The 11,373-nt window shown below is 70.3% G+C and carries 10 protein-coding genes; 8 read left to right on the forward strand and 2 right to left on the reverse strand.

What is annotated here, in order from left to right; all coding sequences use genetic code 11:
- Window positions 1-95: 95 nt before the first annotated feature.
- Window positions 96-332: a hypothetical protein gene (locus tag ACFWBT_RS37350; RefSeq protein ID WP_385707596.1), complete on the reverse strand. Its 237-nt coding sequence runs from the start codon at window positions 330-332 to the stop codon at window positions 96-98.
- 248 nt (window positions 333-580) lie between these two features.
- Here ACFWBT_RS37350 and ACFWBT_RS37355 point away from each other — a divergent pair, with 248 nt between their 5' ends.
- The 4 genes from ACFWBT_RS37355 (at window position 581) to ACFWBT_RS37370 (ending at window position 5,104) form a co-directional block, all read left to right on the forward strand.
- Entirely contained in the window at window positions 581-1,618 is a 1,038-nt protein-coding gene (locus ACFWBT_RS37355) for a PHP domain-containing protein (RefSeq protein ID WP_385707598.1), read from the forward strand.
- A 271-nt stretch (window positions 1,619-1,889) separates the two neighbouring features.
- Window positions 1,890-2,558: a DUF4097 family beta strand repeat-containing protein gene (locus ACFWBT_RS37360; protein WP_385707600.1), complete on the forward strand. Its 669-nt coding sequence runs from the start codon at window positions 1,890-1,892 to the stop codon at window positions 2,556-2,558.
- Between the two features lie 239 nt (window positions 2,559-2,797).
- A complete protein-coding gene (locus tag ACFWBT_RS37365; RefSeq protein WP_385707602.1) occupies window positions 2,798-3,610 on the forward strand; it encodes an SAM-dependent methyltransferase in 813 nt (270 codons plus the stop codon).
- 534 nt (window positions 3,611-4,144) lie between these two features.
- Window positions 4,145-5,104, forward strand: coding sequence for an SDR family NAD(P)-dependent oxidoreductase (locus tag ACFWBT_RS37370; protein WP_385707604.1), 960 nt, complete (start codon window positions 4,145-4,147; stop codon window positions 5,102-5,104).
- Window positions 5,105-5,216: 112 nt separating this feature from the next.
- Here the strand turns inward: ACFWBT_RS37370 and ACFWBT_RS37375 are convergent, their stop codons facing one another.
- A complete protein-coding gene (locus ACFWBT_RS37375; RefSeq protein WP_385707606.1) occupies window positions 5,217-6,539 on the reverse strand; it encodes an ROK family protein in 1,323 nt (440 codons plus the stop codon).
- A 168-nt stretch (window positions 6,540-6,707) separates the two neighbouring features.
- Here ACFWBT_RS37375 and ACFWBT_RS37380 point away from each other — a divergent pair, with 168 nt between their 5' ends.
- From ACFWBT_RS37380 to ACFWBT_RS37395, 4 genes are read left to right on the forward strand one after another with little or no spacing between them, the layout of a single operon-like run.
- A complete protein-coding gene (locus ACFWBT_RS37380; RefSeq protein WP_385707608.1) occupies window positions 6,708-8,021 on the forward strand; it encodes an ABC transporter substrate-binding protein in 1,314 nt (437 codons plus the stop codon).
- A gap of 14 nt (window positions 8,022-8,035) precedes the next feature.
- Window positions 8,036-9,037 (forward strand): carbohydrate ABC transporter permease, encoded by a 1,002-nt coding sequence (locus ACFWBT_RS37385; RefSeq protein ID WP_385707610.1) that lies wholly within the window; start codon window positions 8,036-8,038, stop codon window positions 9,035-9,037.
- Window positions 9,030-9,902, forward strand: coding sequence for a carbohydrate ABC transporter permease (locus ACFWBT_RS37390; RefSeq protein WP_385707612.1), 873 nt, complete (start codon window positions 9,030-9,032; stop codon window positions 9,900-9,902). Before ACFWBT_RS37385 ends, ACFWBT_RS37390 begins: the two co-directional genes overlap by 8 nt.
- A gap of 38 nt (window positions 9,903-9,940) precedes the next feature.
- Entirely contained in the window at window positions 9,941-11,299 is a 1,359-nt protein-coding gene (locus ACFWBT_RS37395; RefSeq protein ID WP_385707614.1) for a GH1 family beta-glucosidase, read from the forward strand.
- Window positions 11,300-11,373: the final 74 nt, after the last annotated feature.

Consider the following 11,373-nt stretch of genomic DNA (forward strand, 5'->3'; position numbering starts at 1 on the left):
CAGACGCCGCCCCTGGGCCGGACCGGGCACGGCCAGGCACCCAGCCCCGGCCGCCGAACCGGCACGGACTCCGAACGCCGTCCAGCCGGGCCGCGTCAGCGCGGCTGCCAGGTGAGTTTGTCGCCGCCCACCCAGCGGACCACGTCGGGGTCGTCGAGGTCGTGGACAGTGATGCCGTACGCCGCCGCGTACTCCAGGACGTCCGTGATCGCCTTCGCCTCGCCGACCATCTCGCCGTCGATCTCCATGATCCGGAACGGCGGCGTGCCCGGCTGCACCCCGAGCACCAAGATCCGTGGGTGGGAGATGTGAGGGCTCGCGCTTTCGGTCATGGCTAGAGCGTAAAGCGGTTCTCGCGGGTCAGCGGCGGAGCACCGGGAGCCTCCCGCCCGCGCCGCCCGGCACGCGGCGGAACAGCGGAAATCCCCGGGTTCGCCCAGGTGGGTGAGCCGCCTGCCGCGCCCGCCCGGAGAGCCGCCGCGTCACCGCCCGCCGGGCATCCGCCGTGCGGTCCGGCGGTGACTGGGCAACGCTGGGGGGGAGCGCGCGGCGGCCGACGCGACCGCAGGGAGGAATGCCGATGGACCCCGTCGAGGCCCTGGACCGGATCGCGTTCCTGCTGGAGCGGAGCCTGGCTCCCACCTATCGCGTACGGGCCTTCCGTACAGCGCAGGCCCTGCTCGCCGGGATGCCCGCGGACGAGGTGCGCGAGCGCGCGGCGACGGGGGCACTGGAGTCGCTCAAGGGCATCGGCCCGAAGACCGCGCAGGTGGTGCGGGAGGCGCTGGCCGGTGAGGTGCCCGGCTACCTGGAGAAGGTCGAGCGGGAGGCCGGGGGGCCGCTCACCGAGGGCGGAGAAGTTCTGCGGGCGCTCCTCCGAGGGGACTGCCATCTGCACTCCGACTGGTCGGACGGCGGCAGCCCGATCGAGCAGATGGGGCGTACGGCGGCAGCGCTGGGCCACGAATGGGCGGTGCTCACCGACCACTCGCCCCGGCTGACCGTGGCGAGCGGCCTGTCGGCGGAACGGCTCCGCGAGCAACTGGCGGTCGTCGCGGACCTGAACGAACGCTGGGCCCCCTTCCGGCTGCTCACCGGCATCGAGTGCGACATCCTCGACGACGGATCGCTCGACCAGGAGCCGGAGTTGCTGGAACAGCTGGACGTGGTGGTCGTGTCCGTCCACTCCAAGCTGCGCATGGACGCGAGGCCGATGACCCGCCGGATGGTCGCCGCCGTACGCAATCCGCTCTCGGACGTGCTCGGGCACTGCACCGGGCGGCTGCTCAGCGGGCGTGGCCGGCCCGAGTCCGCGTTCGACGCGGACGCGGTGTTCGCGGCCTGCGCCGAGACCGGCACGGCCGTCGAGATCAACAGCCGTCCGGAGCGCCTCGACCCGCCGCGCCGGCTGCTGCGCAAGGCGGTCGACGCGGGTGTCCTGTTCTCTCTGGACACCGACGCGCACGCTCCCGGGCAATTGGACTGGCAGATCCACGGCTGCGCGCGAGCCGAGGAATGCGCCGTGCCCGCCGAACGGGTCGTCACCACGTGGACCCTGGACGACCTGCTCACCTGGGCCAGGACCCGGCAGACACCGGCCGACGCCCGCAGCCGCTGAGACGGAGCGCGCGGCGGGACGTTCGTCGCGGCGCCTTCGCCGCGGCGCCCTGAGTCTCCGCTGGAGCGTTCACTCATCCGTCATTGCAACAAACACCACCGAGACCGTTGCGTTATTGTCAGAGTCATTGCAACAATATACCTGCATTCACCTGTGGCTACGGCCATTGCACGCAACTAACACGTTGTCGAATCCATGAATGCAACGTAGCGTTTCCATCATCAGAAACAAGGAGCCGCGGAAGCGTACGCGGCAGATGAAGGAGAGCACGATGCAGAAGTTCGACACCACCGCCCCGATCTCCGCCGTCCTCGACATCCCCGCGGGACACATCCGTCTCGTCGCCGCCGACCGCGCCGACGCCACCGTCGAGATCCTGCCCGCGGACGCCTCGAAGGGTCGCGATGTGAAGGCGGCGGAGCGGATCGAGGTCACGTACGACGGCGGCGTTCTGCGGATCGAGGCCCCGGAGGCGAAGAACCGGCTCCTCGGCACGCCCGGGTCCGTCGAGGTGACGGTCCAACTGCCCGCCGGTTCCCGGGTCGAGGCGAAGGCGGCCGTCGCCGAGTTCCGGGGCGTCGGACGGCTCGGCGACGTCACCTTCGAGGGCGCTCAGGGCTCGGTCGAGCTCGACGAGACCACGAGCGCCCGCCTCACCCTCCTCGCCGGTGACATCTCGGTCGGCCGTCTGGGCGGCCCCGCGGAGGTCAGCACCCAGAAGGGCGACCTGAACATCACCGAGGCCGTACGCGGCACGGTCGCGCTGCGCACCGAGCACGGCGACATCTCCATCGGCGCCGCCCACGGAGTCTCCGCGTCCCTGGACGTCGGCACCAGCCACGGCCGGATCAACAACGCGCTCAAGAACACCGACGGCACCCCGGGCCTGACCATCCGCGCGACCACCGCCTACGGCGACATCACCGCCCGCAGCCTGTAAGGAGCATCAGCATCGCCAACTCGGTCGTGGCGGCCAACGGTTCTTGGCGCACGCGAACTTGACGGTGCGACAGATCGGCGCACGGTTCGGAATCCCCAAGTCGGCCGTCTCCGGTCGGCGAGCCGATTCACCGGACGTGGTGATCAACGGGCGGCACAATGACGGCGACGGTCCGTCGCCATGTCGGCGGCCGTACCCGCCCCGAAGACAGCGTGGGCGCACAGGGAGGAGACGAAGTCGTGAGCGAGAGCCGGCGCCCGTCAGGCGAGTCACCGAGGCTGGACACCAGCGTGGCGCACAACGCGCGGGTCTGGAACTACTGGATCGGCGGAAAGGACAACTACGCGATCGACCAGGCGGTCGGCGATCAGGTCGCGTCCATGTTCCCGATCATTCGCGAAGTGGCCCGCGCGGACCGCGACTTCCTCGGCCGTGCCGTCCACCACCTGACCGCCGACCGGGGAGTACGGCAGTTCCTGGACATCGGCACCGGGCTGCCGACCCTGGACAACACCCATGAGATCGCGCAGCGGATCGCCCCCGAGTCGCGGATCGTGTACGTCGACAACGACCCGATCGTGCTGGTTCACGCCCGCACTCTGCTGACCAGCACGCCCGAGGGCACCACCGACTACATCGACGCCGACGTCCACCGTCCCGACGCCATCGTCAAGGGCGCCGCGGCGACGCTCGACCTCGGCCGGCCCGTCGCGGTGATGATGCTCGGCATCCTCAACTTCGTCCTCGACACGGAGGAGGCACAGGACATCGTGCGCCGGATCATGGCGGCGGCCCCCTCGGGCAGCTTCCTCGTCCTGACCCACCCGACCACCGACGCCGACCTCGGCGGCGAGGGCAACATCGAGGCGATGAAGTTCTGGAACGAGAACGCCACCCCGCCGATCACCGCCCGCACCCGCGCGGAGATCGAGGCGTTCTTCGACGGCCTGGAGTTCGTCACCCCGGGCCTGGTCTCGTGCTCGCAGTGGCGCTCCGAGCCCGGTTCCGCACCCACTGTTCCGCAGTTCGGAGCGGTCGCGGTGAAGCCCTGACCTCACCGGGGGCCGCATCCAGGTCCGAGCCTGCCACCCCGCAGACCCTGCGGCGGGCGGCGGGCGGCAGGCGGCGGGCGGCAGGCGGCAGGCGGCAGGCGGCAGGCGGCAGGCGGCAGGCGGCAGGCGGCAGGCGGCAGGCGGCAGGCGGCAGGGCACCGTGACGCACGTCACCGCCGACGGCGCCGTTCCGGGGAACACTCACGGGTAGTTGCCCGTTGAACCACCCGTGGGTGTGGATGGGACAGTGTCCCCGGGCCTCACCTTTTGCCCACAGGGACGATCGTTCGGCTGAAGCCCTGTGGAGCGTTTCGCCGAGAGGCGACCGCCATCCGTGCCCACCACAGACGGCCCCGACCGAGATTCCCCCGTCCGGTCGGGGCCTTTCCCTTTCCCTTTCCCGAAGCGGGCTCCCCGGCCGACCGCCCGCCCGGACGGCCGCGTCCTCTCGACCTCGGATCCTCTCGACCTCGCGACCTCACGGTTTCGTGTCCGCTTGACTTCGAGTCCGCTCCAATTCGTAGCGTTCGAGGCATGAGCACTGCACAGCACAAGATCGGTTCGGGTTTCGGCGCCCGGAGCACCGCCGACGACGTCCTCCACGGGATCGACCTCTCCGGCAAGCTCGCGGTCGTCACGGGCGGCTACTCGGGTCTCGGCCTGGAGACGACCCGGGCGCTGGCCGCGGCGGGCGCCCGGGTCGTGGTCCCGGCACGGCGCCCGGCGACCGCGCGCGAGGCGCTGGAGGGCATCCCCGGAGCGGAGACCGACGAGCTCGACCTCGGCGATCTGGACAGCGTGCGCGCCTTCGCCGAGCGGTTCCTCGCCTCAGGCCGTGTCATCGACATCGTCATCAACAGCGCCGGCGTCATGGCCTGCCCGGAGACCCGGGTCGGCCCCGGCTGGGAAGCCCAGTTCGCCACCAATCACCTCGGCCACTACGCGCTGGTCAACCGGCTCTGGCCGGCGATCGAGCCGGGCGGGGCGCGGGTCGTGTCCGTGTCCTCCGCCGGCCACCACTACTCCGGCATCCGCTGGGACGACGTGCACTGGCGCGGCGGCTACGACAAGTGGGAGGCGTACGGGCAGGCGAAGACGGCGAACGTGCTGTTCGCCGTGGAGCTCGACCGGCGGGGCCGGGAGTCCGGCGTTCGGGCCTTCTCTCTGCACCCCGGCGGCATCCTCACCCCGCTCCAGCGGCACCTGCCCAAGGAGGAGATGGTCGAGCGCGGCTGGATCGACGAGAACGGCACGCCGCTGAACCCCGAGGGCTTCAAGACGCCCGAGCAGGGCGCGGCCACCCAGGTGTGGGCCGCGACCTCGCCGCAGCTGGCAGGCCTGGGCGGGGTGTACTGCGAGGACTGCGACATCGCCGAGCCCGCTCCGGCGGACGGCGCCCGGACCGGTGTACGCGCCTACGCGACCCACCCCGGTGAGGCCGCCCGGCTGTGGGACCTGTCGGCGGAGCTGACGGGGGTGAACGCCTTCGCGTGAGCCACGCGTCGGACGCCCCGTCCGTGGCGTCCGCGGTGTCGCGAGGCCGGTATGAACTCCCTCATGTCCGCGGCAGCGGCGTCCGGTGCCGTGGATCGGCTCCCTCCCCGGGTCAGTGCGGCGCGCGCTCCTGCAGGGCCGTGCGCCATGCCGGGGACGGGCCCGTCGGCGCGGGTTCCGCGCGTCGGCCGCCGCGGGTGAAGAAGTCGGCGAGCGGCAGGATCGCGGCGCCCACCGTGACGGCGTCGGGGCCGAGGCGGCCGAGGTCGATGGTGACCCGCTGGGCGGGATAGCGCAGGGCGTACGAGGAGGCGTAGCGGCGTACGGCGGGCAGGAACCGGGAGCCGAGCTGGAGGCCGGCCCAGCCGCCGATGAGGATGCGCTCGGGCTGGAAGAGGTTGATCAGGTCGGAGAGTCCGGCGCCCAGGTACTCGGCGGTCTCCTCCAGGACGGCGAGCGCGACGGGATCGGCCTCGGTGCCGTCGGGCGGGTAGGCGGCCGCGAGCATCGCGGTGAGCGCGGTCTCCTCGTCCGTGCCCTCCGGGGGCCGCCCGCCCTCCTCGCGCCAGCGGTCCAGGAGCGCCTCGGCGCCCGCGTACGCCTCCAGGCAGCCCAGGGCGCCGCAGCGGCAGCGGCGCCCTCTGACCCGTACGGTCAGATGCCCCCATTCGACGGACCGGCCGTTCTCCACCTCCTCGGTGACGAGACAGGCGCCGACGCCGGAGCCGAAGAGGACGACCACCGCGTTGCGGGCGCCGCGTCCGGCACCGAACCACATCTCGGCCTGGCCGAGGGTCCGGGCGCCGTTGTCCGCGAAGTACGGGACGGTGTCGGGGAGTTCGCAGGCGGAGCGGAGCAGGGATTCCAGCGGGACTGCGTCCCAGCCGATGGTCTGGCCGTGCACGACCGCGCCGCGTTCGGGGGTGCGGGCGACGATGCCGGGCACGCCGATGCCGACTCCGAGGAGCTGGTCGGGGGCGATGTCCGCCTCGGCGAGGACCTCGGCGATGCCGTCGCGGATGTGGCCGACGATGACGTCGACGTCGTACTCCTGGCGCCTGAGCGGCCGGTCGGCCTCGTAGCCCTGGCGTTCCAACGGCCTTTCGGTGCGGGCGAGTTCGGTGAGGGTCAGGTCGAACAGCTCGATGCGGACGCGGGTTTCGCCGACGTCGACGCCGATCATGTGGCCGCTGCCGGGCACCACGCGCAGCAGGGTGCGGGGGCGGCCGCCGTCGGAGTCGACGCTGCCGGCCTCCTCGACCAGGCCGTCGGCGACGAGTTCGGCGACCACGTTGCTGATGGATCCGGAACTCAGTCCGGTGGCGGGACCGAGCTCGTAGCGGCTCATCGGCCCGTCGAAATACAACCGTTGCAGTACGGCGGTGCGATTGCCCCGCCGCAGGTCACGCACTGTCCGACCGTTCCGCCCCGCCATGTGATGTCCCTTCCGGCCTGCCGACCTGCAAGATACCCCTGCGCGATCCCTTGACGCGACTTTCTTCCGGGTCTTAACTCACGTCCTAAATTAAGCCATGAGGATCGTTCGGGAAGTGAACGCGGGCGCCCCTCATGCGCTCCCTCCGGGAAAGGGACGAAAGCAGCCATGCGCAGAATCCGAGCCGCGGCCGCAGGTGCGGTCACCATCTCTCTGCTGACCGCCGCGACCGCCTGTGGCGGCGGCTCGTCGAGCGGCGGGTCCAACGACTCGCCGAAGACGCTGACCTATTGGGCGTCCAACCAGGGTGCCAGCATCGAGATCGACAAGAAGGTCCTCGCGCCCGAACTCAAGAAGTTCGAGAAGCAGACCGGCATCAAGGTGAAGCTGGAGGTCGTTCCCTGGTCCGACCTGCTGAACCGGATCCTCACCGCCACGACGTCGGGTCAGGGCCCCGACGTCCTCAACATAGGCAACACCTGGAGCGCCTCGCTGCAGGCCACCGGCGCGCTGCTGCCGTGGGACGCGAAGAACTTCGCCAAGATCGGCGGCAAGGACCGCTTCGTCGACTCCGCGCTCGGCTCGACGGGCGCCGAGGGCAAGGACCCCGCCGCGGTGCCGCTGTACTCGATGGCGTACGCGCTCTACTACAACAAGAAGATGTTCGCCGACGCCGGCATCGCCAACCCGCCGGCCACCTGGGACGAGCTGATCGCCGACGGCAAGAAGCTCTCCAAGGGCGGCAAGTGGGGCATCGGCGCGGAGGGCTCGAACGCCTCGGAGAACATCCACCACGCGTTCGTATTCGCCAAGCAGCACGGGGCCGACTTCTTCACCGCCGACGGCGCGGCCGACTTCACCAACGACGGGGTCGTCGCCGCGGTCAAGCAGTACGTCGACCTGATGGCGAAAGACAAGATCATCGCCCCGGGCAACGCCGAGTACGCGCAGAACCAGTCCGTGAGCGACTTCGCCAAGGGCAAGAACGCGATGCTGCTCTGGCAGTCCGCGTCCGCCAACCTCAAGTCGCAGGGCATGAGCGAGGACGCGTACGGCATCGCCCCGGTGCCCGTGCAGTCCGGCACCCCGGGGACGGGCACGAACGTCAACTCGATGGTCGCGGGCATCAACCTCGCGGTGTTCAAGAACACCAAGAACCTCGACGGCGCCGCGAAGTTCGTGAAGTTCCTGACCAGTGACGCCGAGCAGAAGATCCTCAACGGGGCGTACACCTCGATCCCGCCGGTCAAGGGCGCGCAGACGGACGCCGCGTTCAACACCCCCTCGAACGCGGTCCTCAAGGACACCCTGGCCAAGAGCGCGGCCGCGCTGCCGCAGGTCGCCGACGAGTCCCAGTTCGAGACCGCGGTCGGTACGGCCGTCAAGGGCCTGTTCGCCGACGCCGCCGGCGGGCGCGCGGTGACCACGGCGTCGGTGAAGGCGGCGCTCGAGAAGGCCCAGCAGCAGATGCCGAAGAAGTGAGTGCGGACACCGCCATGACCACCACGACCGCCGCCTCCGCCGAATCCGGCGAGCGGACGGTGCGCAAGAGCTCCCCCGGTGCGGCGCGCGGCCCGCGCCGCACCGGGCGGATCAAGCGCATCGGACTGCCCTACCTCCTGCTCCTGCCCGCCCTGCTCCTCGAACTGCTGGTCCACCTGGTGCCGATGGTGATCGGCATCGTGATGAGCTTCAAGGAGCTCACGCAGTTCTACATCCGCGACTGGGGCACAGCGCCCTGGGCCGGTCTCGACAACTACTCGGTGTCGGTGGACTTCGACGCGCCCGTCGGCAAGGCGCTGCTGCACTCCTTCTTCGTCACCATCGGCTTCACGCTGCTCTCGGTCGGCCTGTGCTGGCTGATCGGCACGGCCGCCGCGATCTACATGCAGGACACCTTCCGGGGGCGCGGGCTGCTGCGGGCCCTGTTCCTGGTGCCGTACGCGCTGCCCGTGTACGCGGCCGTCATCACCTGGGTGTTCATGTTCCAGCACGACAACGGCCTGGTGAACCACGTCCTGCACGACCAGCTGCACATCACCGACGAGCCGTCGTTCTGGCTGATCGGCGACAACAGCTTCTACGCCCTGCTCACCGTGTCCGTGTGGAAGGGCTGGCCGTTCGCCTTCCTGATCGTCATGGCGGGCCTGCAGAACATCCCGGGCGAGCTCTACGAGGCTGCGGCCCTGGACGGTGCCGGCCTGTGGCAGCAGCTGCGCCGCATCACCCTGCCGTCGCTGCGGCCGGTGAACCAGGTCCTTGTCCTGGTGCTGTTCCTGTGGACGTTCAACGACTTCAACACGCCGTTCGTCCTGTTCGGCAAGACCGCCCCGGAGGCAGCGGACCTCATCTCGGTCCACATCTACCAGGCGTCCTTCGTGACGTGGAACTTCGGCACCGGCTCGGCGATGTCCGTGCTGCTGCTGCTCTTCCTGCTCGTCGTGACCGGCGTCTACCTGCTGCTGACCTCCCGGGGAAGGAAGACGGCCGATGTCTAGCACCTCCACCACCCCCCGCTCGCCGATGGCACCGCCGCGGTCCTTCGTGTGGTCCCGGCGGATCTTCCTGACGCTGCTCACCGGATTCGTCCTGATACCCGTCTACGTGATGGTCTCCAGCTCGCTGAAGCCGCTCGCGGACGTCTCGGGGAAGTTCCGCTGGCTGCCCAGCGGCCTCACCCTGCGGCCGTACATCGACATCTGGTCGACGGTGCCCCTCGCGCGGTACTTCCTGAACTCGCTGATCGTGGCGGGTGCGGCCACGGCCTGCTCGGTCGTGATCGCCGTCTTCTCCGCCTACGCCGTCAGCCGCTACAACTTCCGCGGCAAGCGCGTCTTCACGGTCACCGTGCTGTCCACCCAGATGTTCCCCGGCATCCTCTTCCTGCTGCCGCTGTTCCTGATCTACGTCAACATCGGCAACGCGACCGGCATCGCGCTGTTCGGCTCACGCGGCGGTCTGATCCTCACGTATCTGACCTTCTCGCTGCCGTTCTCGATCTGGATGCTGATCGGGTACTTCGACTCGGTGCCGCGCGATCTCGACGAGGCGGCGCTGGTGGACGGCTGCGGGCCGCTCGGCGCACTCTTCCGGGTCGTCGTGCCGGCCGCGATCCCCGGCATCGTCGCGGTCGCCGTCTACGCCTTCATGACCGCCTGGGGCGAAGTGCTGTTCGCGTCGGTGATGACCAGCGACGCCACCCGCACCCTGGCCGTCGGACTCCAGGGCTACTCCACGCTCAACGACGTGTACTGGAACCAGATCATGGCCGCCTCGCTGGTCGTCAGCGTCCCCGTGGTGGCCGGCTTCCTGCTGCTCCAGCGCTATCTCGTCGCCGGTCTCACGGCAGGAGCCGTCAAGTGACCGACCCCATTGACGACATTGATGACGAAGGGACTTCAGTGACCATCGACCTTGCCGCCCTCCCCGAGGACTTCCTGTGGGGCACGGCCACGTCGGCCTACCAGATCGAGGGAGCCGTCGCCGAGGACGGCCGCTCCCCCTCCATCTGGGACACCTTCTCGCACACTCCCGGCAAGATCGACAACGGCGACGACGGGGACGCCGCCTGCGATCACTACCACCGCTGGCGCGAGGACATCGGGATCATGCGCCAACTCGGCGCCAACGCCTACCGGTTGTCCATCGCCTGGCCCCGGGTGATGCCGGGCGGCGACGGCCCGGTCAACGCCAAGGGGCTCGACTTCTACGACGCGTTGATCGACGGGCTGCTGGAGGCGGGCATCACGCCCTCGGTCACCCTCTACCACTGGGACCTGCCGCAGACGCTCCAGGACCGGGGTGGCTGGCCTGCACGTGACACCGCGCAGCACCTCGCCGCCTACGCGTCGGTCGTCGCGGAGCGGCTCGGCGACCGCGTCCAGCACTGGACCACCCTGAACGAGCCGCTGTGCTCGGCCTGGATCGGCCACCTGGAGGGGCGGATGGCCCCGGGTCTCACCGACCTGACGGCCGCGGTCCGCGCCTCGTACCATCTCCTGCTCGGCCACGGACTCGCCACGCAGGCGATCCGCGCCGCCGCGCCCGGTGCCCAGATCGGCATCGTCAACAACCTGTCCAGCATCGAGTCGGCCACCGACCGTCCAGAGGACATCGCGGCGGCGAAGCGTCTGGACGGGCACACCAACCGCTGGTGGCTCGACCCGGTGCACGGCCGCGACTTCCCCGCGGACATGGTCGAGGTGTACGGGGTCGAACTTCCCGAGGTCGCGGGGGACTTGGAGACGATGGCCGAGCCGCTGGACTGGCTGGGGCTCAACTACTACTTCCCGTCCAGCGTCGCCGACGACCCCACCGGTCCGGCCCCCCGCGCGCGCACGGTCCGCCGGCTCGACGTGCCCCGCACCGGCATGGACTGGGAGGTCGGGGCCGCCGGGATCGAGAGTCTGCTGCTCCGCCTGACGCACGACTACGGCGCGCGCAAGCTGTACGTCACGGAGAACGGCTCCGCCTACCCCGACGTCGTACGCCCCGACGGCACCGTCGACGACCCGGAGCGCACCGCCTATCTCGAAGAGCACCTGGCGGCCTGCGCCTCGGCGGCCCGCAAGGGCGCCCCGCTGGCCGGCTACTTCGCGTGGTCGCTGCTGGACAACTTCGAGTGGGCGTACGGCTACGACAAGCGGTTCGGGCTGGTGCACGTCGACTACAAGACGCAGAAGCGGACGGTGAAGGGCAGCGGTCACCGGTACGCGGAGATCGTCCGCAAGCACCGCGGGAGGAACCGCAGCGCGGCCTGAGGATCGCCGGGTCGCGCGGCCGACGGGGAGTGCCGGGGCGCGCGGCCGGTCCTAAGAGCTGTCGTCGGCCGGAG

Source organism: Streptomyces sp. NPDC060027, from assembly GCF_042737005.1.
In the GTDB taxonomy this organism is placed as follows: domain Bacteria; phylum Actinomycetota; class Actinomycetes; order Streptomycetales; family Streptomycetaceae; genus Streptomyces.

Coding starts and splice junctions, on each gene's coding strand:
- ACFWBT_RS37355 (WP_385707598.1), top strand. CDS start 581: ATGGACCCCGTCGAGGCCCTGGACCGGATCGCGTTCCTGCTGGAGCGG.
- ACFWBT_RS37370 (WP_385707604.1), top strand. CDS start 4,145: ATGAGCACTGCACAGCACAAGATCGGTTCGGGTTTCGGCGCCCGGAGC.
- ACFWBT_RS37390 (WP_385707612.1), top strand. CDS start 9,030: ATGTCTAGCACCTCCACCACCCCCCGCTCGCCGATGGCACCGCCGCGG.
- ACFWBT_RS37380 (WP_385707608.1), top strand. CDS start 6,708: ATGCGCAGAATCCGAGCCGCGGCCGCAGGTGCGGTCACCATCTCTCTG.
- ACFWBT_RS37375 (WP_385707606.1), bottom strand. CDS start 6,539: ATGGCGGGGCGGAACGGTCGGACAGTGCGTGACCTGCGGCGGGGCAAT.
- ACFWBT_RS37350 (WP_385707596.1), bottom strand. CDS start 332: ATGACCGAAAGCGCGAGCCCTCACATCTCCCACCCACGGATCTTGGTG.
- ACFWBT_RS37360 (WP_385707600.1), top strand. CDS start 1,890: ATGCAGAAGTTCGACACCACCGCCCCGATCTCCGCCGTCCTCGACATC.
- ACFWBT_RS37385 (WP_385707610.1), top strand. CDS start 8,036: ATGACCACCACGACCGCCGCCTCCGCCGAATCCGGCGAGCGGACGGTG.